This window comes from Sphingomonas baiyangensis (assembly GCF_005144715.1).
Classification (GTDB): Bacteria; Pseudomonadota; Alphaproteobacteria; order Sphingomonadales; family Sphingomonadaceae; genus Sphingomonas; species Sphingomonas baiyangensis.
This window is the reverse complement of record NZ_SWKR01000002.1, coordinates 1098758-1122015: the sequence shown is the minus strand read 5'-3', so window position 1 is coordinate 1122015 and position 23258 is coordinate 1098758. Positions and strand designations below refer to the sequence as shown.

Below are 23258 nucleotides of genomic sequence, written 5' to 3'. Positions count from 1 at the left end.
ATCATCATCAATGCGCGACCGGCTTGCCTTCGAGCGAGTCCTGCGGTGCCGAGCCCAGGTCGCGATGCTTTACCGTGGGCGAAAATCCCGCTTCGCGCAACCTTGCCGCCATGGCCTCGGCTACGTGCACCGATCGATGTCTCCCGCCGGTACAGCCGAACGCCACCGTGACATAGGATTTTCCTTCGGCCCGAAACCTCGGAATCAGCAGCTCGAGCAGATGTGCGATGCCAGCAAAGGCCTCGGCATAGGCCGGGTCGCCCATGACATAGGCACTCACCGCAGCGTCGCGTCCGGTGCCGGGGCGCAGCGCGTCCACCCAGTGGGGATTGCGCAGGAAGCGCATGTCGAACACCATGTCGGCGCCGCGCGGCAGCCCGCGCGCATAGCCGAACGACTGGATGGTGAGCACCGGCTCGCCGAGCCCCGGACCCGAGAAGCTGGCGCGCACTTCCTGCGCCAGCGCGTTGGCGGACAGCGTGCTGGTGTCGATCAGCCGGTTCGCCCAGCGCCGTAGCGGCGCCAGCAAGTCGCGTTCGCGCGCGATGCCGTCGCTGGCCGGGCGATCGACCGCCAGCGGATGCCGGCGGCGCGTCTCCGAATAGCGCCGTTCGAGCTCGCCGCCCGAGCAATCGAGAAACAGCGTGCCGATATCGTGGCCATGCTCGGCGCGCAGCAGCCTGATGCGCCGCACGATCCGCTCGGGATCGAACGCGCGCGTGCGCGTGCCGATACCGAGCGCCAGGGGCCGATCCTCGCTCTCGCCTTCGGGCAGCGCAGTGGCGAGCAGCCGGTCGAGCAGCAGCAGCGGCAGATTGTCGACGACTTCCCAACCAAGATCCTCGAGCGTGCGCAGCACCGTCGACTTGCCCGCGCCCGACATGCCCGTGACGAGCAGGATGTTGCGCGGGCGCGGCGGCGTGCTCATGCGCGATCGACCTTTACGCGGCGTGCAACGAGTTCGACCTTTATCGGCGCCGATGGCTCGAGCGCGGCAAGCGCGAATTGCGGTATCTCGACGCCGGCGATGCGGCGTGCAGCGGGAAGCGGCATTCGCTCGGGCGCGTCTTCGATCACCACCAGCGCCGCCACCGCGACGTCGGCCACGCAGGGCATGTCGACGATGCCGATCCCGCGTATCTCGATACGCCCGCGCAGGCGCTCGGGTGCCGTCGCCCACAGGCGGCCGTCGCGCCGCGTCAGCAGCGTATAGTCGTCACTCACCAGTATCGCGCCGCGATCGATGAGGCGCAGCGCCAGGTCCGACTTGCCCGCGCCCGAGCGGCCCTCGATCAGCACCGCGCGCCCGTCGATCGCCACGCACGATGCGTGCAGCGTCTCCGACGACAACTCGTTCATGGCTGCTCCTGCGCCGCATCGCGATCGGCGGCGGGGAGCCGCACGACGAAGCACGCGCCGGTTTCGCCGGCACCGCGCGATTCGACCTCGATCGTACCGCCATGGCCTTCGACAATCGTGCGCGCGATGGCAAGGCCCAGCCCCGAATGCTCGCCGAACGCTTCGCCCTCGGGCCGCAGCGAATGGAAACGCCGGAAGATCGCGTCGCGGGCTTCCTCGGGCACGCCCGGACCCTGATCGGCGACGCGCACCACCACCCAGGCGCCGCGCTGCGCGATCGAGACAGCGATCGTCGAATTATCGGGCGAAAAGGAATGCGCATTGTCGATGAGATTGGCGAAGACGCGCTCGAGTCGCGCGCCTTCCCCGAATGCGGGGGCAACCTGTGAATCAGCCGCGAGCGTCACGCGAACGCCGCGCGCATCGGGGCGTCGCGCCGCCGAATCGGCGAGCGCCGCCAGCATCGCGACCAGATCGACCGGCTCGAACTGCGCTCGGCTCAGTTGCGCGTCGAGGCGAGAGGCTTCGGATATGTCGGTGATGAGCCGATCGAGCCTGCGCACATCGTCGCGCACGATCGCCAGCAACTGTGCCTGCAACGCCGGATCGCGCACGGTGCCCAGCCCGTCGACCGCCGATCGCAGCGAGGCGAGCGGGTTTTTCAATTCATGCGTCACGTCGGCGGCGAAGGCCTCGGTAGCGTCGATGCGCACGCGCAGCGCCTGCGTCATGTCGGATACCGCGCGCGCCAAGAGGCCTATCTCGTCGCGGCGCGAAGGCAGGCGCGGCACCACCACCTCGCGCGCGCGACCCAGGCGCACGCGCACCGCGGCGCGTGCCAGCCGGCGCAGCGGCCGCACGATGGTGCGCGCGAGGAACAGCGAGAACAGGACCGACACCAGCGACACGATCGCCAGCACCACACCCAGCCGCCAGCGTTCGGCGCGCACCACCTGCGTTATGTCGCGCGCGTTAACCGTGGTGAGCAGCGTGCCGCGCACGCCCAGCGGCGCTGCGGCGGTGATGACGGGCGTGCGATCGGGCGCGCGCCACAGCGTGGCCGGCGCGGTGTGCGTGCGATAGGCGACGGCCACGTCGGGCCAGGCATAGCCGTTGCGTGCGGGCCGCTCACGATAGAGCGGCGCGCGGCGGGCGCCGACGATGGTGTCGATCGCCGCGTCGAGAAAGCGCGCGGCTTCCTGTCCCCACGGATCCTTGTCGGGATCGCGGAGACGAAAATTGGCGACGCCCAGCGCGCGGCTGTCGCTGCGCTGCGCGCCGTCGACGCCGAAAGTGCGGATGCGCGTGCCCGTCTGCCGCGCGAGGCGTGTCACCAGCGCTTCCTCGTCGCTCATCCGCGTCGTCATCAGCGCCTGCGCGATCAGCCGCGCCTCGCGGCTCGCCTGCTCGATGCGATTATCGGTGACGCGCGCGCGATAGGAATCGAGGTAGAAGAAGCCCCCCGCCAGCAGCGCCAGCGCGAATATGTTGACGAACAGGATGCGCGGCGTGAGCGACATGCGGCCCGACCAGCGCAGCGAAAGCTCGCGGTCGTCGGGGTCGCGCAACCGGCTCAATCAGCCCTCATTCGTCGGAGAAGCGATAGCCCGCGCCGTACAGCGTCTCGATCGCGTCGAACGCGGGATCGACTTGGCGGAACTTGCGGCGCACGCGCTTGATATGACTGTCGATCGTGCGATCATCGACATAGATGTCGTCCTGATAGGCGGCATCCATGAGCTGGTTGCGCGTCTTGACGATGCCCGGCCGCTGCGCGAGCGTTTCGAGGATCAGGAACTCGGTGACGGTGAGCGTTACCGCCGCTCCTGCCCAGGTGACGCGGTGGCGGGCGGGGTCCATCACCAGCCGCCCGCGCTCGATCAATGGGGCAGGGGCGTCGGCGTCGTCCGCCTCGCCCTCGCCACGCGGCGATGCGGCTTCGGCGCGGCGCAGGATGGCGCGGATGCGCGCGATCAGCAGCCGCTGGCTGAACGGCTTGGCGATATAGTCATCGGCGCCCATCGCAAGGCCCAGCGCCTCGTCGAGCTCGTCGTCCTTGCTGGTGAGGAAAATCACCGGGATCGCCGATCGCTCGCGAAGCCTTCGCAGCAGCTCGAGCCCGTCGAGGCGCGGCATCTTGATGTCGAGCACGGCAAGGTCGGGCGGGTTGTCGACCAACGCCTTTAGCGCCGCCTCGCCATCCGAATAGACGCGCGTCGAAAAGCCTTCGGCCTGCAGCGCGATCGACACCGAGGTGAGGATGTTGCGGTCGTCGTCGACGAGCGCGATCGTGGCGGTCATGCGCCGGGGGGCACGCAGCAACAGGTCATCGCCTGCCACTAACCCAAAGCCGAAGGCGGCTCAACGTGGCCGTCGCGCGCGCGATTTGACGGGCAGGGCGTCCCGGCATATGCGCGAGCCACAGCAAAAGCATACGTATGCGGCGCGCAAGACGCCGCTGGGGAGAATCGACGTGACCGAGCGCCAGCCGCGCCATGGCCTTGATATGCAAGGCATTCAGACAACCGCCGACCTGCACTGGAACCTCGGCACCGCGCCGCTGGTCGAGGCCGCGATCCGCCGCGGCGAGGGCCGCCTCGCTGCCGACGGGCCGCTGGTGGTCGAGACGGGGCGGCACACCGGCCGCTCGGCGCAGGACAAGTTCACCGTGCGCGATGCGACCACTGCCGACGCCATCTGGTGGGGCAAGTCGAACAAGCCGATGGAGCCCGAGGCGTTCGCCGCACTGAAGGCCGATTTCCTCGCCGAAGTGGCCAAGGCCGATTCGCTGTTCGTGCAGGATCTTTATGGCGGATCGCAGCCCGAGCACCGCGTCAACGTGCGCGTCATCAACACGCTCGCCTGGCACAGCCTGTTCATCCGCACGATGCTTGTCCGCCCCGAAGCAGCCGACCTGGCGGACTTCGTACCCGACTTCACGATCATAGACCTGCCGCATTTCCGCGCCGACCCCGCGCGCCACGACTGTCGCAGCGAGACGGTGATCGCCGTCAGCATCACCGATCGCATGATCCTGATCGGCGGTACGCGCTACGCCGGCGAGATGAAGAAGTCGGTGTTCGGGCTGCTCAACTACCTGCTGCCCGAAAAGGGCGTGATGCCGATGCACTGCTCGGCCAATGTCGGGCCGGACGGGCGCACCGCGGTGTTCTTCGGCCTGTCGGGTACGGGCAAGACGACGCTCAGCGCCGATGCCAGCCGCACGCTCATCGGTGACGACGAGCATGGCTGGTCCGACAGCAACGTCTTCAATTTCGAGGGCGGCTGCTACGCCAAGATGATCCGCCTGTCGGCCGAGGCCGAGCCGGAGATTTTCGCCACCACCAAGCGCTTCGGCACCGTGCTCGAGAATGTGGTGATGGACGAGGCGACGCGCACGCTCGACCTCGGCGACAACAGCCTCGCGGAGAATTCGCGCGGCGCCTATCCGATCGATTTCATTCCCAACGCGAGCTACGAGAATCTGGGGCCGCCACCCGCTAACATCGTGATGCTCACTGCCGACGCGTTCGGCGTGCTGCCGCCGATCGCGCGGCTCACGCCCGAACAGGCGATGTATCACTTCCTGTCGGGCTACACCGCCAAGGTTGCGGGTACGGAGATCGGCGTGACCGAGCCCGAGGCGACCTTCTCGACCTGCTTCGGCGCCCCCTTCATGCCGCGTCACCCAAGCGTCTACGGCAATCTGCTCAAGGAGCGGATCGCACGCGGCGGCGTCGATTGCTGGCTGGTCAACACCGGCTGGACCGGCGGCAAGTATGGCGTCGGCAGCCGCATGCCGATCAAGGCGACGCGCGCACTGCTCAACGCCGCGCTCGACGGCAGCCTCAAGAATGCGACGTTCCGCACCGATCCCAATTTCGGGTTCGACGTGCCGGTATCGGTGCCGGGCGTCGACGACGCGATCCTCGATCCACGTTCGACCTGGGCCGACAAGGCCGAATATGACGCGACCGCCACCAAGCTCGTCGAGCTGTTCGTCGACAATTTCGCGCAGTTCGAAGCGCATGTCGACGAAGGCGTCCGCCAGGCCGCGCCCGCGCGGCTGGCCGAGGCCGCCGAGTAACGAGCGCAATCGGGCAGGGTAGGAGAGGAAGGGGGTCGGCCACGTAGCCGGCCCCCATTTTCTGTTGCGCGCCGCGCTTCCATACGATTGTCGTAATATCCGGAACTCCCCGGCTTTCTCATCGCATGGCCCGGGGATGCGTAAGGAGCGAACATGAAAATTGTCGTATCGGTGCTATTGCTGTCGCTGACCGGCGGCGTGGCGAGCGCGACGCAGGCCGAGGCCAGCTTCTGCGCGCGGTTGGCGCCGCAGATCGGCCTCAAACAGACCGGCACGCCCTCCATATGGCAGGGGCGATTGGTGTCTGGACTCAAGAGCGCGCTGATCGGCGGATCGGGCTCGATCGCCGTCAGGGTCGAGCCCGCCGATTCGTCGACGCCTGCCGACATGGCAGCGCTGCGCGATGCATGTCAGATGGCCAAGGGCGAGTTCCGCTGTGTCGTCGATCGCCCGTTGTTCCTCACCGTTTCGAGCAGCAAGGGCGAAGGCCAGGTCGAAGCGCAACCCGGCGAGAAGGCGCTGATCGAGACCAAGGGCTTGCGCGTGCGCTGCACCGACGGCATTACCGCTCCGGTCTGACTCGCACGGCCGACCGATACGCCGGTCACGCCGCCTTGCGCCGCTCGGCGAGTTCCTCGTTGAGCATCTCGGCGAGCAGGAACGCCAGTTCGAGACTCTGCGAGGCGTTGAGTCGCGGGTCGCAATGCGTGTGGTAGCGATCGGCGAGCGACTGTTCGGTCACGTCGATTGCACCGCCGGTGCATTCGGTGACGTTCTGGCCCGTCATCTCGCAATGGATGCCGCCGGCATAGCTGCCCTCCGCACGGTGCACCGCGAAGAAGCCGCGTACTTCAGCGAGGATGCGCTCGAACGGCCGCGTCTTGTAGCCATTGGCGGCCTTGACGACGTTGCCGTGCATCGGGTCGCACGACCAGACCACCGGATGCCCCTCGCGCTGCACCGCACGTACCAGTCGCGGCAGTCCCGCCTCGATCTTGTCATGGCCGTAGCGCGTGATGAGCGTCATGCGACCGGGCACGCGGCCGGGATTGAGCGTGTCGAGCAGGCGAATGAGCGCATCGGGCTCGAGGCTCGGCCCGCATTTCATGCCGATGGGATTGCCGATGCCGCGCAGGAACTCGACATGCGCCGATCCTTCGAAGCGCGTGCGGTCGCCGATCCACAGGAAATGCGCCGAGGTGTCGTACCAGTCGCCGGTCAGCGAATCCTGCCGTGTGAGCGCCTGTTCGTAAGGGAGCAGCAGCGCTTCGTGGCTGGTGTAGAAATCGGTGCCTTTCAGCTGCGGCACCGTCTCGGGATTGATGCCGCACGCTTCCATGAAGTCGAGCGCCTCGCCGATGCGGTCGGCCATCTCGGCATAACGCTGCGCCCAGGGGCTGCGGCCCATGAAATCATGCGTCCAGCGATGCACCTGATGCAGGTTGGCATAGCCGCCCTGCGCGAAGGCGCGCAGCAGGTTGAGCGTCGCGGCCGACTGCGAATAGGCGCGGATCATGCGCTGCGGATCGGGAACGCGACCCTCGGGCGTGAACGCGATGTCGTTGACGTTGTCGCCGCGATAGCTCGGCAGCTCGACGCCGCCGATTGTCTCGGTATCGGCCGAGCGCGGCTTGGCGAACTGCCCCGCCATACGCCCCAGCTTCACCGTCGGCAGCTTCGAGGCGAAGGTGAGCACCACCGCCATCTGGAGGATGACGCGGAAGGTGTCGCGGATGTTGTTGGGGTGGAACTCGGCGAAGCTCTCGGCGCAGTCGCCGCCCTGCAGCAGGAAGGCGCGGCCCTCGGCGACCTGCGCCAGCTCGGCGGTGAGGTTGCGCGCCTCGCCCGCGAATACCAGCGGCGGGAACGCGCCCAGTTGCTCGGTCGCCGCATCGAGCGCAGCGGCATCGGGGTAATTGGGCAGCTGGCGCGCTTCGGCCGACTTCCAGCTTGCCGGCGACCAGTCGGCCATGTCGTTCTCCGCGTGGCGCAGGTTGACGAACCAGTCGGCATGGTGCGCGATGCCGTTGGCGGCAATCTGGTTGACAATCGCCGCCGAGGCGCGCTTGCCGTCTTCCTCCCAGCCCTGCACCGTGCTGCCGGGTGCGCCATACCATGCGCCGAACGCCGCACGGCTGATGCCGCGCTGTTCGCGGAAGCGTCGGATCTTGTTGCCTGCCAGTGTCGTACTCATGCGCCGCGTTTACCCGCTTTGGGTTACGGGTCAACCATTATCCCCATTGGGGTTAGTAGCCGCGTTGTGGATCGACGACGTTGCGCATGGCTTCGCCGCGTTGGAACGCCGCGAAGTTCTCGAGGAATAGCGCTGCCGCGCGCTGGAACATCCGCGACTGGCTGCGGCCCGAAAGATGCATCGAATGCAGCGTGTTGGGCGCAGTCCACAACGGATCGCCGGGCGGCAGCGGCTCGGGATCTACGGTATCGAGGAACGCGCCGGCGATGCGGCGTTTCGCCAGCGCCTCGATCAGCGCCGGCTGGTCGACCATGCCGCCTCGCGCGATGTTCACGAGCCATGCGCTCGGCTTCATCGCCATGAACTCGGCCGCACCGACCAGCGCCTCGGTCTCGGCGGTCGAAGGCGCGGCCAAGATGACCCAGTCGAACGCGCCAAGCCGCGATTTCCACGCGTCGGGACGCAGGCTGCCATCGCGGCCGCTGCGCGTGACGCCGGTGACGGCGACGTCGAATGCCGCCAGTCTCGCGCCGATCAGCCGGCCGATGGTGCCGTATCCCACGATCAGCGCGCTGCTGCCCGCGAGTTCGGTCGTGCCCGGCGCGGCGGTGGGCCATGCCTGCCGGTCGGCGAGGCGCACCACCTCGTCATAGCGCTTGGCCGCGGCGAGGATGCCGAGCACGGCATATTCGGCCACCGCGACGGCATTGATGCCGGTGCCGTTGGTCAGCACCGTGCCGCGCGCAGCGAGTTGTGCGAGATCATAGTCGTCGATGCCCGCGCGCAGCGTGAACAGCCAGCGCAACCGCTCGCCTCTGGCGGCGATCGCCGCCGAATCAACGGCGCTTTGGAGGTCGACCCAGCCGATGTCGGCATCGCCGATCGCCGCTTCGGCATCCTCGCGGCTGGTGAACCAGTGCACCGCGAGATCGGCGGGGAGATGCGGCTCGAGCAGCGGACGGGCGAGCGCGGGGAGGACGGCTTTCATCGGCGCAATCTAGCCGACCATGGCGCCCGCGCAACGCCGGCTAGAGCCGCCAGTCCCACCCCAGCGGATCGCCGTCCATGACGTCAACCCCTGCCGCCGTGAGTTCGTCGCGGATCGCGTCGGAACGCGCGAAGTCCTTTTCGGCACGCGCGGTACGGCGATCGCCGAGGCGGGCTTCGATCGCGTCGGGCGCGATACCGGCATCGGCGGGTGTCACGCGCAGATCGGCGCGAGTGATGGTGCCAAGTTGCAGGCCCAGCACCGCGTCGAAGGCCTCCATCCTGGCAAGCCGGTCGGCGGGCGAAAGCGCTTTGTCGGCGAGCAGCGCGTCGAGCACCGGGAGGGCGCGCGGCGTGTTGAGATCGTCGGCCAGCGCGGCATCGAAGGCCGCGCGATAGGGCCCCGCATCGCCGCGCGAGGGCTTGTCGGGAGCCGCACGCAGCTTCTCGACGCTTTTCACCAGCCGCTTCAGCCGCGTCTGCGCGGAAATCACGCCTTCCCAGCTGAACTCGAGTTCGCTGCGATAATGCGCGCTCAGGCACATCAGCCGATAGGCAAGCGGGTGGATGCCGCGATCGACCAGCGTCTGCAACGTCAGGAATCCACCCGCCGATTTCGACATCTTTCCGCCGCGGTCTACCAGGAAGTTGTTGTGCATCCACATCAACGCGCCGGTGAAGCCCGGCTGCGCATCTGCACAGCCGCAGAACGCCTGGTTCTGTGCGATCTCGTTGGGGTGGTGGATTTCGCGATGGTCGATGCCGCCGGTGTGGATGTCGAACGGGTGGCCCAGCTGCGCATGACTCATCACCGAGCATTCGAGATGCCAGCCCGGCGCACCGCGCCCCCAGGGCGAATCCCATTCCATCTGGCGCTGCTCGCCCGGCGGCGATGTGCGCCAGATCGCGAAGTCCTGCGGGTTGCGCTTGCCGCTCACCGGATCGATGCGGCTTTCGCCGGTATCGGTGGCGGCGCGCGCAAGCCGGCCATAATCGGGTACCGTCGACACATCGAAATACAGGCCACTGTCGAGCCGGTAGCAGTGGCGGTCGGCGATCGCTTCGGCAAAGGCGATCATCTGCGGCACGTAATCCGTGGCGACCGTCCATTCGGCGGGCGGCGTGATGTTGAGCCGCGCGACGTCGCGCTTGAAGGCCTCGGTATAGTGCGCGGCGATATCCCAGATCGATTTCGCCTGCTCGGCGGCGGCGCGCTCCATCTTGTCGTCGCCGGCATCGGCATCGCTGGTCAGGTGGCCGACATCGGTAATGTTGATGATATGGCGCAGCCCATGGCCCTTCCACCGCAGCACGCGGCCCAGCGTGTCGGCGAACAGGAAGGCGCGCATGTTGCCGATATGCTGATAGTTATAGACCGTCGGCCCGCAGGTGTAGACGCGCACTTCGGCCGGATCGATCGGCGCGAACGGCTCGATGCTGCGGGTGAGCGAATTGTAGAGGCGGAGAGGGGCACCGGTCATGCCGCCGCCCTAGGGTCAGGACCCATAACTGGCAACGGTCGTGACGGAGCCGATTTTGGCGCCGGGTAGGAGCAAGGAGAGAGCGATGCCATCGCATCGTGATCGACACGCGACGGGGTCCCCGCAAAGTAGTACTCTGCGGGGTGCCCCGACGCCGCGCGGCTCCGAAAGCGGCCCGCCGCTTTAGCGGTCGCGCGTGGAGCGCCGCCGAGCGTCGTCGCTTGCTTGCGCGTAGCGTCAGCTACGCGACTGCGCCGCGCTCCTCGTCGGCGGCGCTCCACGGGCGATCACGGCCATTGCCAGTTATGGGTCCTGACCCCAACGCGAGCCGAGCCGCGCCAACAAGCCCCGATCCTTGAGCACCGCGCGTGCCGCATTGTAGCCTGGCGCCCCCGTCACGCCGCCGCCCGGATGCGCGCCCGCGCCGCACAGATAGAGGCCGCCGATCGGCATCCGATACTGCCCCGCGCCCCACACCGGCCGTGCCGCCCAAAGCTGGTCGAGCGACATGCGGCCGTGGAAGATATCGCCGCCCGCCAGCCCGAACTTGCGCTCAAGGTCGAGCGGCGAGTGGATCTGCCGCGCGATCACGCTCGCCTTGAAGCCCGGCGCATGGCCTCGACCGTGTCGAACACCGTATCGGCGGCGGCCTCGCGGCACTCGTCCCAGCTTCGGCCATCGGGCAGCTCGGAGTTGAACTGCTGGCAGAACAGGCTGGCGACATGCGCGCCCGGCGGGGCAAGGCTGTCGTCGATCGTCGAGGGGATGAGCATCTCGACGATCGGCGCGCGCGACCAGCCGAGCGCCTTCGAATCGGCGAAGGCGCGCTCCATATAGTCGAGGCTCGGCGCCATGATGATGCCGGCGCCCAGATGTGGCCCCGCCTCGGGCAGCGCGGCGAAGCGCGACAACGCGCTCAGCGCCACGTTCATGCGCAACGTACCCGAGCCTGCGGCGTAACTTGCGATCCGCTGGCGGAAATCGGCATCAAGATCGGCCGCGTCGATCATCGCGCCGAACAGCAGCTTCGGCCCGACATTGGCGATCACGCGTTTCGCTGCCAGTTCGCGCCCGTCGGCCAGCCGCACGCCGGCGACGCGCCTGCCATCGACCAGCACGCGCTCGACGGGCGCTTCGACCTCGATCTCGACGCCGGCCTCGCGGCAGGCGGCGGCCATCGCCTGCGTGATCGCGCCCATGCCACCGATCGCATGACCCCACGCACCGCGCACGCCGTTCACCTCGCCGAACACATGGTGCAGCAGCACATAGGCGCTGCCGGGTGTGTCCGGCCCGGCATGGTTGCCGACCACCGCGTCGAACCCGAACAGCGCCTGCACGGCATCGCTTTCGAACCAGGGCGTCAGGAACTCGCGCGCGCTACGCGTGAACAGCGCGATGGCGTCGCGCTGCGCAGCGCGATCGAGCTTGCCGATTCGCCGCGCGGTAGAAAGCGCCTCGATCAGCGAGGTGGTGCCGGGGGGCGTGCGCAGTGCCAGGTCGCGCAGAACGCCGGCGACGCGGTCGAGCGCGTCGGCATAGGCAGGCAGGCGCTCGGCATCGCGCGCGGAGAATTTGGCGAACTGCGCCTGCGTCGCGGCCATGCCGCCGCCCGATATCAGGTGGCGGCCATCGGGCAGCGGCAGGAAGTTGGCGAGCGGTCGCGGGACGACGCGATAGCCATGCCGCGCGAGCTGCATGTCGGCGATCACGCGCGGTTGCAGCAGGCTTACGGTATAGCTCGCGGTCGAGTTGCGGAAGCCGGGATGGAAGGTCTCGGTCACTGCCGCGCCGCCGACCACGGGGCGCCGTTCGAGCATCTTCACGCGCAGGCCCGCGCGCGCGAGATAAAATGCACAGACGAGGCCGTTATGCCCCGCGCCGATCAGGATCGCGTCATAGCGTGCCATGCCGGTGCGGCGTGCCCCGCACCGGCGGCGCCGTCAATCAGGCCGCGAGCGTCGCGGGCGTGCGTACAGGCATCGAGCGGAACAGCCCTTCGCCCATCGTCTGGTTGGTGCGGATCGGCAGTGCCGTCGCGCAATAGGCGCATTCGGCGGTCATCCGTCCGACATGCCAGTGCGAGCGCCCGCAGCCGGGGCAATGGTTGGTTTCCTGAAGCCGGTAGGCGATGCGATAGCCATGCTCGGCGGGTCGGAACGAATGTGCGAAGCCCATGTCGATATCCCCCTTTCGATGAGGTTCATCGATCATAACACGGGCGAGTCGATTTCGGTTCCGGAATAACGCGAGCGCTTGCCGACGCTTCGTCAATCTCCGCTCGTCGTGACTGAAGCGCAACATAGCGCGAAAGTATTAGTCCTGCGCCTCCTCGCGCGTGTCGACGGCATAGTCGTCGAGCACCTCCTGCGTGTCGCGGCGATCCTCGCGCGTGACCGCCTCGGGCGCCGCATTGCCGGTGTTGCCGGGCGTGATGCACAGCTCGGCGTGCACCGGCAGATGGTCCGATCCCACATTCTCGAGGACGGCCATCGATCGCACCGCGAACTCGGGTGTGATGAAGATATGGTCGAGCGGCCAGCGCAGGAACGGATAGTCGGCGGGGAAGGTGGCGAAGGGGCCGCGCCCGATGCGCGGATCGAGATAGCCGCCGATCCGCTTGAACAATTGCGAGGTGTGCGACCAGGCAACGTCGTTGAAATCGCCGATCGCGAGCACCGGCAGCCGCTCGCGCGCGGCGCGGCGCGCGGCGATCGCGATCTCGGCGTCGCGTTCCTCGGTGTCCTGACCGGGATGCGGCGGCCGTGGATGCAGGGCGATCAGGCGGAAGGGCAGGCCGGCGGTCAAGGTGCCGTGCATCGAAGGGGTGTCGGGCTCGGCGATGATTTCGGTACGTCCCCCGGTCATCGGCAGCCGCGTGGCCAGGATCATGCCATAGGTATTGTCGGTCGGCGCCAGCAGCCGGTGCGGATAGCGCGCAAGCTGCGGCGCCATCGCCTGCGTCCAGGGCAGGTCGGTTTCCATCAGCAACAAAATGTCGGGATCGACGCGATCGATGAGCGCGGCGGTGCGCTTGAAGTCGCGATTGTCCTGATAGACGTTGAACGACAACAGGCTGAAGCAGCGATCGGCGGGAATATCGGCATGTGCGCCGATCGCCACTTCGGCGCGCGCGACCGGCGTATAGGGGTAGATGCGCCACATCTGCCAGCCGGCGGCGAGCAGGCAGCCTGCCGCGAGCCAGCGCCCGAACGCGCGATCGCGCCACGCCGCGAGCAGCCCGACGATCACAAGCGCCACCAGCAGCTGCACGCGCGGGAAATCCCAGATGCGCACCCACCACTGGTTCGATTCGATCGTGCTCGAAAGCGTCGCAAGGACGAGTGCTGCGGCCACCACTCGCAAGACGATGAGCGCGATCCGCACGGCAGCCCTTCGCTCGATAGCCGCGTGCGCAACGCTGCGCGGCGAAGATGGAGGCCCGAGCCGGAATCGAACCGGCGTATACGGATTTGCAGTCCGCTGCGTCACCACTCCGCCATCGGGCCTCGATGTGGTGGAGCCGGGCAGATGCGGCGGCGGCGCGTGCATGTCAATGGCGCGCTGCCACCGCAGCGGCATGCACGCTTCGCTTGGCGACGATGGCGCCACGCGATAGAAGCACAGCTCGCAGCAAGTGTATTGCATGCGTAAGACAGTTGTGCGAACAAGGCGGCATGATGATGAGCGAAGCGATGACCAGCGATTCCCGTATGATGGGTGCGACCTTGGATGCGCGCCCGTTGCAGCCGCTCTCGGCCGAAGCGATGCGCCATGCGATGGTGGCGAGCCAGCTGCGTACGAGTGCGGTGAGCGACACGCGCGTGATCGCCGCGATGGCCGAAGAGCCGCGCGAGCTTTACGTGCCCGCCGGCATGCGCGGCATCGCCTATCGCGATACGATGATCGATCTGGGCAACGGCCGCAGGCTCAACACGCCGCTGGCGACGGGGCGTCTGCTTACCGAGGCGCGGCTCTCGCCAGGCGACAGCGTGCTGCTCGTCGGTTCGGCGAGCGGCTATGCGGCGGCGCTGCTCGCGCGGCTGGTGCGCCGCGTCGTCGCCGTCGAGAGCGATGCGGCGCTGGTGGCGCAGGCGCGCGCCGCGCTGGAGGAGGCATCGACGGTGACGCTGGTCGAAGGTCCGCTCGAAGCGGGCTGCGTCGATCATGCGCCCTATGACGTGCTGGTGATCGACGGCGCCGTCGAGACGCTGCCCGCGGCGCTTGCCGAACAGGTTCGGCCCGGCGGGCGCATCGTGGCGGGCCTTGTCGATCGCGGCGTCACGCGGCTGGCCGCCGGCGAGCGCACGGTCGGCGGCTTCGGGCTCGCCGATTTCGCCGATGTCGATTGTGTGGTGCTGCCGGGCTTTGCGGTGCCACGGCGCTTCACCTTCTAGGATTGTTGGCGATGAAACGGTTTTCGTTGCTGGCCGCCAGTGCCGGCCTGATCCTGCTCGCCCCTTCGGCCGACGCGCAGACACTGCGCGAGGCGCTGGTGCGCGCCTATAACGAAAGCCCGCAGCTCGCCGCCGAGCGCGCCAATCTTCGCGCGACTGACGAGGGCGTGCCGCTGGCGCGCGCCGAGGCGCTGCCGCAGCTCGGCGTGCAAGGCAATTATATCGAGAACATCGTGCAGGGCCGCAACGCGTTCCTCCAGCCCGACCGCGCGCTCACTGCCAACCTCAACGCATCCTATCCCATCTATGCCGGCGGGCGCATCCGCAATGCCGTCGCCGCCGCCAAGACGCGCGTGCTGGCGGGCCGCTCGAACCTGCGTACTGCCGAGGCGAATCTTTTCACGCAGGTCGTGGCAGCGTATAACGACGTGCTGCGCGACGAAGCGATCGTCCAGCTCAACCAGCAGAATATCCGCGCGCTCGAGGTCAATTTCGCCGCGTCGAGCGATCGGTTCGAAGTGGGCGACGTGACGCGGACCGACGTGGCGCAGTCCGAGGCGCGGCTCGCCGTGGCGGTCGGCCAGCTGCGTGCCGCCGAAGCGCAGCTCGTCGCCAGCCGCGAGGCCTATGTCGAGCTGGTGGGCAGCGCGCCCGGCCCGCTCGCGCCGCCGCCGCCCTTGCCCAACCTGCCCGCCGATCCACAGGCCGCGGTCGTGGCGGCGCTCAACAACAATCCCGCGCTCGATGCCGCCGAGCAGAACCGCGATGCCGCGCGGCTCGATACACGTGCCGCGCGTGCCGCGCGGATGCCGCAGGTCGATGTCGTCGCCGGCGGCAACTACTTCAACTATCTTGGCACGTTGCAATCGGCGACGATCGGCGGCGTGCCGCAGACGGGCACCGCCGCGCAGGCGGGGTTGGGCTTCACGGTTCCGCTCTATCAGGGCGGACGGCCCGCCGCGCAGGTGCGCCAGGCACAGGCGCGCGAAGGCGTCGCGATCGAGCAGGTGACGGCGACCGAGCGTGCGGTGATCGCCGATGCGCGCACCGCCTTCGCGCAGTGGCAGTCGTCGTTGCGCGTGATCGAGGCGTCGGAAGCCGCGGTGTCGGCGAACCGGCTGAGCCTCGAGGGCGTGCGCGCCGAGAATTCGGTGGGCAACCGCACGATCATCGAAATCCTCAACGCCGAGCAGGAACTGCTCAACGCACAGGTCGATCTCGTAACGGCGCGGCGCAACGCGTACGTCGCCGGTTTCGCGCTGCTCGCGGCGATGGGCCGTGCCGAGGCGCAGGATCTGGGTCTCGACGGCGGCGCGCTCTATGATCCGACGGTCAATTACGAGCGCGTCGACAAGGCGTGGCTCGACTGGAAGGACAATCCTGCGCCGACGCCGCAGGGTACGCGCACCGTCGATACGCCGGCGCAGACGCCCGCCGTCTCGGGCGTGCTTGATCCCGAACTGCAACGCCCGATTGACACTGACCCCGCCAATCCTTCAGGTGACGTCAATACGCCACGCTGAACAGGGGACACGGCGGCATGGGGGATCTGAGTTCGGAGCCGTCGATGGAAGACATTCTGTCGTCGATCAAGCGCATCATCGCCGAGGAAGGCGACGGGGCGGTGCCGGGCCGCGGACGCCGCATCGCGCGCCCCGCCGAGCCGCCGCGTGCACAGCCGCTGCCGGTGCGTGACGACGAGACCGAGGAAGCGGTGCTCGAACTCGACCAGTCGCTTGCCGCGCAGGCCGATCCGGCGCCCGCCCCGCAAGCCGATCCGGCCCCCGAAACCGCGCCGCGCGCGCACGAACGCGAAGAAACGATGACGCACGATCCGGCGATCCTTTCGGCGCATGTCGCACAGGCGACGCGCGGCAAGCTCGATGCGCTGTCGCGGCTGGTAGTGAAGCCCGAGGTCACGGGCGCCGATACGCTCGAAGGACTGGTGCGCGAGATGTTGCGGCCGATGCTGAGCCAGTGGCTCGACGCCAATCTGCCGCGCATCGTCGAGACGATGGTATCGCGCGAGATCGCGCGCATATCGGGTCGCGACGACTGACGGCTTGCGTGCAACCGATCGCGCGTCCAGGGGTTTGCCGCATATGAGCGACGAACTGACCGGCGCCCCTACCGACGCGATGCACGGCGGCGAACCTCTGGGTCCGCCGCCGCACATCGCTGACACCACCCCGCCCGCAGGCGCGCGCCACGATATCTTCTTCGCCGCGGTCGAGACGACGCGGATGCCGATGATCGTCACCGATCCGTGGCAGGACGACAACCCGATCATTTTTGCCAACAACGCCTTCATCCGCATGACGGGCTATGCGCTCGAGGAACTGATCGGGCGCAACTGCCGGCTGCTCCAGGGCCCCGAGACCGACCGCTCGGTGATCGACCAGGTGCGCGACGCCATCCGCCGCGAGGAGGAAGTCGCGGTCGAAGTGCTCAACTACCGCAAGAACGGCTCGACCTTCTGGAACGCGCTGTTCGTGTCGCCGGTGTTCGACGAGGCGGGCAAGCTCAAATTCTTCTTCGCCAGCCAGCTCGATATCTCGCGCCGCAAGGAGGCCGAGGAAGCGCTGCACCAGGCGCAGAAGATGGAAGCCGTCGGCAAGCTGACCGGTGGCATCGCGCATGATTTCAACAATCTGCTTCAGGTCGTGCTCGGCTATGTCGATCTGCTCGAAAGCCGCATCGACGAGTCGGATCGCGCCGCGCGCCGCGCGATCGAGGCGATCGGCATGGCGGCCGGGCGCGGCGCCACGCTCACGCAGCAGCTGCTTGCCTTTGCGCGCAAGCAGGAGCTTCGCGACCGGCTGCTCAACCTCAACACGCTGATTTCCGATTTCGGCCCGATCGTCGATCGGCACGTAGGCGGCGACATAACGATCCGCCGCTCGTTCTCCGACGATCTGTGGAATAGCCGCATCGATCCGGTACAGGCCGAGATGGCGCTTTTGAACCTGCTCGCCAACGCGCGCGACGCGATGGGCTGCACGGGCATGGTGACGATCGCGACCGAGAATCTCGTGTCGACCGAGGACGATCCGCGAGCGAACGGGCTCGAGCCGGGCGAATATGTCGCCGTTTCGGTATCGGATACCGGCACCGGCGTCGACGAGGACGCGATCGACAAGATTTTCGACCCGTTCTTTTCGACCAAGGGCGTCGGCAAGGGCACGGGGCTCGGCCTATCGATGGTCTATGGCTTCATGCGCCAGTCGGGCGGTGGCGTCTCGGTCGAGAATCTGCCCGATGGCGGCGCGCGCTTTACGCTCTATTTCCCGCGCGCACGCGGCATGGTCGAGGGCACTCGTGCACCGGCCCAGCAGGTGCGCGGTTCGGGGCAGCAGATCCTGATGGTCGAGGACCAGCCGCAGGTCGCCGAGCTTGGCAAGGCGATGCTCGAGGATCTGGGCTATGGCGTGATGCACGTCGATTCGGCGCAGCGCGCGCTCGATCTGCTGCGCGACGGCAAGGAATTCCGGCTGCTCTTCACCGATATCGTGATGCCGGGCATGAGCGGCGTCGCGCTCGCGCAGACGGTGCGGCGCGAATTTCCGTCGCTTCCCGTGCTGCTGACCACGGGCTATTCGGACCGTGCGCTCGATGAGGATAGCCGCGCGTTCGAGCTGGTGCGCAAGCCCTATCGCCGTGCCGACCTTGCCCAGCGCGTGCGCCAGCTGCTCGAAGGGCCGACGGGCATTACCTGAAGGCTTGCGCCTATCGGCACGCTGGGTAATGCCGCGCGGATGAGCGAACTCCCGAAGACTTTCGATCCCGCCGCCATCGAGCAGCGCTGGTATGCGCACTGGGAAGATGCAGGCCTGTTCCGCCCCGAGCGGCCCGGCGCCGATCCGTTCACGCTGGTCAATCCCCCGCCCAACGTAACGGGCAGCTTGCATATCGGCCATGCGCTCGACAACACGTTGCAGGACATTCTGGTGCGGCACGCGCGCCTCAAGGGCCGCGACGCGCGCTGGGTCGTCGGCACCGACCATGCCGGCATCGCCACGCAGATGGTGGTCGAGCGCAATCTGGCTAAGGACGGCGTCAAGCGAGCCGACCTTGGCCGTGAGGCCTTCATCGACAAGGTGTGGGAATGGAAGGCCGAGAGCGGCGGTGCGATCACGCGCCAGCTGCGCCGGCTCGGCTGCTCGATGGACTGGGCAAACGAGCGCTTCACGATGGACGAGGGCTTCTCGAAGGCCGTCCTCAAGGTGTTCGTCGAGCTGCACAAGCAGGGCCTGATCTACCGTGACAAGCGCCTCGTGAACTGGGACCCCGGCCTCGGCACCGCGATCAGCGATCTCGAGGTCGAGACGCGCGAGGTGCAGGGCGGCTTCTGGACATTGCGCTACCCGCTCGAAGACGGCTCGGGGCATATCGAAGTGGCGACGACGCGGCCCGAGACGATGCTCGCCGACATGGCGGTGGCGGTGAATCCCGACGACGCGCGCTACACCGCGCTCGTCGGCCGGCAGGTCCGCCTGCCGATCACCGGGCGGCTGATTCCCATCGTCGCCGACGAGCATGCCGATCCCGAGCTGGGGTCGGGCGCGGTGAAGATCACGCCAGGGCATGATTTCAACGACTTCGAGGTAGGCGTTCGCGCCGGGTTCAAGCCCGCCGCGATGCTTAACATGCTCGATGCCAAGGCGGCGATCGTCCAGTGCGGTGGCGTGCCCGACGAGTTGCTGGGGCTCGATCGGTTCGAGGCGCGCAAGCGCGTCGTCGCGATGCTCGAGGCCGAAGGCGTGCTGGTCAAGGTCGAGGACCGCGTCATCCAGGCGCCTTATGGTGATCGCTCGGGCGTGGTGATCGAACCGTGGCTAACCGACCAATGGTATGTCGACGCCGCGACGCTCGCCCAGGGCCCGATCGAAGCGGTGCGCGACGGCCGCATCGATGTGGTGCCAAAGAGCTGGGAAAAGACCTTTTTCAACTGGATGGAGAACATCCAGCCCTGGTGCGTCTCGCGGCAACTCTGGTGGGGGCACCGGATACCGGCATGGTATGCCGAGGACGGCCGCGTATTCGTCGCTGAAACCGAAGTCGAAGCACAGGCGCAGGCGGGGGAGGGCACAACGCTGACCCGCGATCCCGACGTGCTCGATACGTGGTTTTCCAGTGCCTTGTGGCCCTTTGCTACCTTGGGCTGGCCGGACAGCGATCCGCGCGACGCCGGCCGCTATCCCAATGACATCCTCGTTTCGGGCTTCGACATCCTGTTCTTCTGGGATGCGCGGATGATGATGCAGGGGATGCATTTCCTCGGCGATGTGCCGTTCCGCAAGCTCTACCTTCACGGCCTCGTCCGCGCCGCCGATGGCGCCAAGATGTCTAAGTCGAAGGGCAACACCGTCGACCCGCTCGGCCTGATCGACCGGTACGGCGCCGATGCGCTGCGCTTCTTCATGGCGGCGATGGAAAGCCAGGGCCGCGACATCAAGATGGATGAGAAGCGCGTCGAGGGCTATCGCAACTTCGCGACCAAGCTGTGGAACGCCACCCGCTTCGCGATGGCCAACGGCATCGGCGCTTCGCAGACGATCGAGCCGCCGCCCGCGACGCTCGCGGTCAACCAGTGGATCATCGCCGAGACGGTCGAGACGGTGCAGGCGCTCGACCTCGCGCTCGCCGATCTCCGTTTCGACGCGGCCGCGAACACGATCTACCAGTTCACGTGGAGCCGCTTCTGCGACTGGTATCTGGAGCTCATCAAGCCGATCTCGACCGGCGATGAGCGCGGCACGATCGATGCCGAAACGCGGGCCGTCGCCGGCTGGGTGCTCGATCAGATCCTTGTCATGCTCCACCCCTTCATGCCGTTCATCACCGAGGAACTGTGGCATGCGCTGGGGACACGCGAGCACGACCTGATCGTCGCCAAGTGGCCGATGCCCGACGCCCGCGCGCTCAATCCCGCCGCGCGCGCCGAGATCGACTGGCTGATCCGGCTGGTGAGCGAAATCAGGGCCGCTCGAACCGAGCTCAACGTGCCGCCGGGCGCGCGGATGGCGCTGCACGTCCGCGACGCCGATGCCGCGACCAGTGAGCGCATCGAGCGGCAGCGGCCGGCATTGACGCGCCTGGCGCGTGTCGATCCGAATAGCGGCGAACCAAGCGAGGGCGGCGCGCTCCAGATTGTCGTCGATCAGGCTACCTATGTCTTGCCGCTCGATGGCGTCATCGATCTCGAAGCCGAACGCGCGCGTCTCACCAAGGCGATCGCCGCGGCCGGCAAGGAGCGCGATGCGCTTGCGGGGCGGCTCGGCAATCCCAGCTTTGTTGAGCGTGCGAAACCCGAAGCTGTCGAGAAGGCACGCGCCGATCACGCCGAAAAGGCTGCCGAGGCAGAACGGTTGAGTGCGGCGCTGGCGCGGCTCGGATAAACACCTCCCCGGAACGGGGCGGGGGACCGCTCGCGCAGCGAGGGGTGGAGGGGTGCGGTAACGCCGCGCAATGCTGGCGGGATTGCGCTCGCAGCCTGCTTCCCGCAAACCCACGGCATGAGCCACTATCCCGCCCTGCGCCTGCGCCGCACGCGCGTCGCCCCCTGGAGCCGCGCGCTCCACGCCGAAACGGTGCTGACGCCCGCCGACCTCATCTGGCCGCTGTTCGTCACCGCAGGCGACGGCGAGGAGCCGATCGCCAGTCTGCCGGGCGTGTCGCGCTGGCCGGTCGCCGGCATCGTCGATCGCGCGCGCGAAGCCGTCGCGCTCGGCATCCCGGCGGTGGCGCTGTTCCCCAACACGCCCGAGCATCTGCGCAGCCACAGCGGCGCCGAAGCCACCAATGCCGATAATCTGATGTGCACCGCGATCCGCGCGATCAAGGATGCGGTGCCCGATCTCGGCGTGCTCACCGATGTCGCGCTCGATCCCTATACCGCGCACGGCCATGACGGGCTGGTCGACGATCGCGGCTATGTGCTCAACGACGCGACGGCCGAGGTGCTGATCGAACAGGCGCTGGTGCAGGCGCGCGCGGGCGCCGATATCGTTGCCCCCAGCGACATGATGGACGGGCGCGTCGGGCTGATCCGCTCGGCGCTCGAAGTGGCGGGGCACCACAACGTCCAGATCATGGCCTATGCCGCCAAATATGCCAGCGCCTTCTACGGCCCGTTCCGCGACGCGGTGGGCAGCCGCGGGCGGCTGAAGGGTGACAAGAAGACCTATCAGATGGACCCCGCTAATGCCGAAGAGGCGCTGCGCGAAGTCGCCGCCGATCTCGACGAGGGCGCCGACAGCGTGATGGTGAAGCCCGGCCTCGCCTATCTCGACATTGTGCGGCGTGTGAAGGAGCGGTTCGAAGTACCTGTGTTCGCCTACTCCGTGTCCGGCGAGTATGCGATGATCGAGGCTGCCGCCGCTGCGGGTGCGGGCGATCGCGACGCGCTGGTGCTCGAGACGCTGATGGCGTTCAAGCGTGCGGGCTGCGCAGGCGTGCTCACCTATCACGCCCCACTTGCCGCGCGGCTGCTCGGATGATCGAGACCGCGCGGCTGCTGCTGCGCTGGCCCGAACCGCAGGACTTCGCGGCCCGCGCCGCCACCTTCGCCGATCGCGAGACGATGGCGTTGTTCGGTCCGGGGCAGGATGAAGACGGCGTGCGTGCCGATCTCGCACGTCACGCCAGCTATCACCCGCAAGGCCTTGGCTTCTGGTCTGTCCTCGAACGCGAAAGTGGCGCGTGGGTCGGTTTCTGCGGGCTCAAGCCGGGCGCCCCCGATACGCCGATCGAGCGCGAGATCGAGGTTGGCTGGCTGATCGCCCGCTCGCGCTGGGGGCGCGGCTATGCGACCGAAGCTGCGCGCGCCGCGCTCGACCATGCGTGGCGCGCATTCGACGCGCGCCGCGCGGTCGCGATCGTCGCGCGTCCCAATGCGCCGAGCCACGCCGTCGCGATACGCCTAGGGATGCAGCGTCTGCCTGCGCTCGATTTCCTGCACCCGAAGATCGACCCGACCGATCCGCTCGCGGCGATGAACGTCTACGCGATCGATCGCCCGGCATGAGCGCGGCCGAACTGCTCCCCGGCGCGGGCGATATCCTGCTGCTGTGCGATCATGCATCGGCCGCGGTGCCGCAAGACATCGATCTGCGTATCGATCTGTCGCTGCTCGGTTTGCACATCGCCGTCGATCTGGGCGCCGGCGCGCTGACGCATGCTTTGGCGGCAAGGCTTGGTGCGCCGGCGGTGCTCGGCACCGTATCGCGGCTGGTGATCGATCTGCATCGTGAACCCGATCATCCCGCGCTCGTGCCCGAAACTTCGGACGGCCACGCCATCCCCGGCAATGTCGGTGCGGATCGCTGGGCGCGCATCGCGCACTTCCAGGCGCCCTATCACCGCGCGGTCGCGGCGGCGGTGCGCCGGTCCCGCCCTGCGCTCATCGTCGCAATCCACAGCTACACGAGGCAGCTCGAGGCGGGCGGCGAGCCGCGCGCCATCGATGCGGGAATCCTCTACAATCGTGACGACCGCGCGGCGCATTTGATGATCGACGGGCTGCGCTCGGCGGGCATCGCGACCGGCGACAACGCTCCCTATTCGGGGCGGATGCTCAACGCCACGCTCAACCGCCACGGTGAGGCCAACGGCATCGCATGCGTTTCGATCGAAGTGTGCAACGACCTGCTGGCCGATGACGCAGGGGTATCGCGCTGGTCTGTCCTCTTGGCGCCGATCATCGAAAGCGCGCGCAACAGGGTTGCGAAATCGGGCGCTCCGACGCAATAGCC

The 23258-nt window shown here is 67.8% G+C and carries 19 protein-coding genes, 1 tRNA gene and 1 pseudogene; 10 read left to right on the top strand and 11 right to left on the bottom strand.

Translation table 11 applies throughout. From position 1 onward, the window contains the following. Positions 1 to 7 precede the first annotated feature (7 nt). The 4 genes from rapZ to FBR43_RS08605 all read right to left on the bottom strand — a co-directional run bounded on the left by rapZ (position 8) and on the right by FBR43_RS08605 (position 3660). Entirely contained in the window at positions 8 to 928 is a 921-nt protein-coding gene (gene rapZ / locus FBR43_RS08620; RefSeq protein ID WP_136942768.1) for an RNase adapter RapZ, read from the bottom strand. Further along, positions 925 to 1359, bottom strand: a complete 435-nt coding sequence (locus FBR43_RS08615; protein ID WP_136942767.1) for an HPr kinase/phosphorylase — start codon at positions 1357 to 1359, stop codon at positions 925 to 927. The genes rapZ and FBR43_RS08615 overlap by 4 nt, the downstream gene beginning before the upstream one ends. After that, a complete protein-coding gene (locus FBR43_RS08610; protein WP_136944106.1) occupies positions 1356 to 2879 on the bottom strand; it encodes a sensor histidine kinase in 1524 nt (507 codons plus the stop codon). The genes FBR43_RS08615 and FBR43_RS08610 overlap by 4 nt, the downstream gene beginning before the upstream one ends. Before the next feature lie 64 nt (positions 2880 to 2943). Then, positions 2944 to 3660 (bottom strand): response regulator transcription factor, encoded by a 717-nt coding sequence (locus FBR43_RS08605; RefSeq protein ID WP_136942766.1) that lies wholly within the window; start codon positions 3658 to 3660, stop codon positions 2944 to 2946. Between the two features lie 166 nt (positions 3661 to 3826). Here FBR43_RS08605 and FBR43_RS08600 point away from each other — a divergent pair, with 166 nt between their 5' ends. Together FBR43_RS08600 and FBR43_RS08595 are read left to right on the top strand one after the other, a co-directional pair. Next, positions 3827 to 5446, top strand: a complete 1620-nt coding sequence (locus FBR43_RS08600; protein WP_394344046.1) for a phosphoenolpyruvate carboxykinase — start codon at positions 3827 to 3829, stop codon at positions 5444 to 5446. Between the two features lie 153 nt (positions 5447 to 5599). Beyond that, on the top strand, positions 5600 to 6025 hold the full coding sequence (locus tag FBR43_RS08595) for a hypothetical protein (protein ID WP_136942764.1): 426 nt from the start codon (positions 5600 to 5602) through the stop codon (positions 6023 to 6025). Between the two features lie 25 nt (positions 6026 to 6050). On the opposite strand, the gene FBR43_RS08590 is transcribed toward FBR43_RS08595, so the two are convergent. The 7 genes and pseudogenes from FBR43_RS08590 to FBR43_RS08560 form a co-directional block, all read right to left on the bottom strand. Continuing rightward, positions 6051 to 7418, bottom strand: a complete 1368-nt coding sequence (locus tag FBR43_RS08590) for a class II 3-deoxy-7-phosphoheptulonate synthase (protein ID WP_136944105.1) — start codon at positions 7416 to 7418, stop codon at positions 6051 to 6053. A 274-nt stretch (positions 7419 to 7692) separates the two neighbouring features. Then, positions 7693 to 8628: a D-2-hydroxyacid dehydrogenase gene (locus FBR43_RS08585; protein ID WP_136942763.1), complete on the bottom strand. Its 936-nt coding sequence runs from the start codon at positions 8626 to 8628 to the stop codon at positions 7693 to 7695. 40 nt (positions 8629 to 8668) lie between these two features. After that, positions 8669 to 10108, bottom strand: a complete 1440-nt coding sequence (cysS, locus tag FBR43_RS08580) for a cysteine--tRNA ligase (protein ID WP_136942762.1) — start codon at positions 10106 to 10108, stop codon at positions 8669 to 8671. A gap of 303 nt (positions 10109 to 10411) precedes the next feature. Then, positions 10412 to 12018 (bottom strand): annotated as a pseudogene (locus FBR43_RS08575) (phytoene desaturase family protein). Positions 12019 to 12055: 37 nt separating this feature from the next. After that, entirely contained in the window at positions 12056 to 12286 is a 231-nt protein-coding gene (locus tag FBR43_RS08570; protein ID WP_136942761.1) for a hypothetical protein, read from the bottom strand. A gap of 138 nt (positions 12287 to 12424) precedes the next feature. Beyond that, a complete protein-coding gene (locus FBR43_RS08565) occupies positions 12425 to 13465 on the bottom strand; it encodes an endonuclease/exonuclease/phosphatase family protein (RefSeq protein WP_136942760.1) in 1041 nt (346 codons plus the stop codon). A gap of 78 nt (positions 13466 to 13543) precedes the next feature. After that, positions 13544 to 13617 (bottom strand) — tRNA-Cys (locus FBR43_RS08560). A 207-nt stretch (positions 13618 to 13824) separates the two neighbouring features. On the opposite strand from FBR43_RS08560, the gene FBR43_RS08555 reads away from it, so the two are divergent. From FBR43_RS08555 to FBR43_RS08520, 8 genes are all read left to right on the top strand, one after another. Further along, positions 13825 to 14505, top strand: a complete 681-nt coding sequence (locus FBR43_RS08555; RefSeq protein ID WP_394344045.1) for a protein-L-isoaspartate O-methyltransferase family protein — start codon at positions 13825 to 13827, stop codon at positions 14503 to 14505. Positions 14506 to 14516: 11 nt separating this feature from the next. Then, positions 14517 to 16028 carry a TolC family outer membrane protein gene (locus FBR43_RS08550; RefSeq protein ID WP_136942759.1) on the top strand — a complete coding sequence of 504 codons (1512 nt, stop codon included), beginning with the start codon at positions 14517 to 14519 and terminating at the stop codon, positions 16026 to 16028. A 44-nt stretch (positions 16029 to 16072) separates the two neighbouring features. Continuing rightward, the gene (locus tag FBR43_RS08545; RefSeq protein WP_136942758.1) at positions 16073 to 16564 is read left to right on the top strand and encodes a DUF2497 domain-containing protein; all 492 of its coding nucleotides are present in this window, start codon (positions 16073 to 16075) and stop codon (positions 16562 to 16564) included. A gap of 43 nt (positions 16565 to 16607) precedes the next feature. Then, the gene (locus FBR43_RS08540; RefSeq protein WP_136942757.1) at positions 16608 to 18221 is read left to right on the top strand and encodes a histidine kinase famiy protein; all 1614 of its coding nucleotides are present in this window, start codon (positions 16608 to 16610) and stop codon (positions 18219 to 18221) included. A 39-nt stretch (positions 18222 to 18260) separates the two neighbouring features. Beyond that, complete coding sequence (locus FBR43_RS08535; protein WP_136942756.1) at positions 18261 to 20903, top strand: valine--tRNA ligase; 2643 nt, start codon at positions 18261 to 18263, stop codon at positions 20901 to 20903. Positions 20904 to 21020: 117 nt separating this feature from the next. Further along, positions 21021 to 22004, top strand: coding sequence for a porphobilinogen synthase (gene hemB, locus FBR43_RS08530; RefSeq protein ID WP_136942755.1), 984 nt, complete (start codon positions 21021 to 21023; stop codon positions 22002 to 22004). Beyond that, a complete protein-coding gene (locus FBR43_RS08525) occupies positions 22001 to 22531 on the top strand; it encodes a GNAT family N-acetyltransferase (protein ID WP_136942754.1) in 531 nt (176 codons plus the stop codon). The genes hemB and FBR43_RS08525 overlap by 4 nt, the downstream gene beginning before the upstream one ends. Beyond that, positions 22528 to 23256, top strand: a complete 729-nt coding sequence (locus FBR43_RS08520; protein ID WP_136942753.1) for an N-formylglutamate amidohydrolase — start codon at positions 22528 to 22530, stop codon at positions 23254 to 23256. The genes FBR43_RS08525 and FBR43_RS08520 overlap by 4 nt, the downstream gene beginning before the upstream one ends. Positions 23257 to 23258: the final 2 nt, after the last annotated feature.

Coding starts and splice junctions, on each gene's coding strand:
- FBR43_RS08590 (WP_136944105.1), bottom strand. CDS start 7,418: ATGGCCGACTGGTCGCCGGCAAGCTGGAAGTCGGCCGAAGCGCGCCAG.
- FBR43_RS08570 (WP_136942761.1), bottom strand. CDS start 12,286: ATGGGCTTCGCACATTCGTTCCGACCCGCCGAGCATGGCTATCGCATC.
- FBR43_RS08535 (WP_136942756.1), top strand. CDS start 18,261: ATGAGCGAACTCCCGAAGACTTTCGATCCCGCCGCCATCGAGCAGCGC.
- FBR43_RS08525 (WP_136942754.1), top strand. CDS start 22,001: ATGATCGAGACCGCGCGGCTGCTGCTGCGCTGGCCCGAACCGCAGGAC.
- rapZ (WP_136942768.1), bottom strand. CDS start 928: ATGAGCACGCCGCCGCGCCCGCGCAACATCCTGCTCGTCACGGGCATG.
- FBR43_RS08520 (WP_136942753.1), top strand. CDS start 22,528: ATGAGCGCGGCCGAACTGCTCCCCGGCGCGGGCGATATCCTGCTGCTG.
- FBR43_RS08555 (WP_394344045.1), top strand. CDS start 13,825: ATGGGTGCGACCTTGGATGCGCGCCCGTTGCAGCCGCTCTCGGCCGAA.
- FBR43_RS08585 (WP_136942763.1), bottom strand. CDS start 8,628: ATGAAAGCCGTCCTCCCCGCGCTCGCCCGTCCGCTGCTCGAGCCGCAT.
- FBR43_RS08605 (WP_136942766.1), bottom strand. CDS start 3,660: ATGACCGCCACGATCGCGCTCGTCGACGACGACCGCAACATCCTCACC.
- FBR43_RS08540 (WP_136942757.1), top strand. CDS start 16,608: ATGAGCGACGAACTGACCGGCGCCCCTACCGACGCGATGCACGGCGGC.
- FBR43_RS08550 (WP_136942759.1), top strand. CDS start 14,517: ATGAAACGGTTTTCGTTGCTGGCCGCCAGTGCCGGCCTGATCCTGCTC.
- cysS (WP_136942762.1), bottom strand. CDS start 10,108: ATGACCGGTGCCCCTCTCCGCCTCTACAATTCGCTCACCCGCAGCATC.
- FBR43_RS08615 (WP_136942767.1), bottom strand. CDS start 1,359: ATGAACGAGTTGTCGTCGGAGACGCTGCACGCATCGTGCGTGGCGATC.
- hemB (WP_136942755.1), top strand. CDS start 21,021: ATGAGCCACTATCCCGCCCTGCGCCTGCGCCGCACGCGCGTCGCCCCC.
- FBR43_RS08610 (WP_136944106.1), bottom strand. CDS start 2,879: ATGTCGCTCACGCCGCGCATCCTGTTCGTCAACATATTCGCGCTGGCG.
- FBR43_RS08595 (WP_136942764.1), top strand. CDS start 5,600: ATGAAAATTGTCGTATCGGTGCTATTGCTGTCGCTGACCGGCGGCGTG.
- FBR43_RS08545 (WP_136942758.1), top strand. CDS start 16,073: ATGGAAGACATTCTGTCGTCGATCAAGCGCATCATCGCCGAGGAAGGC.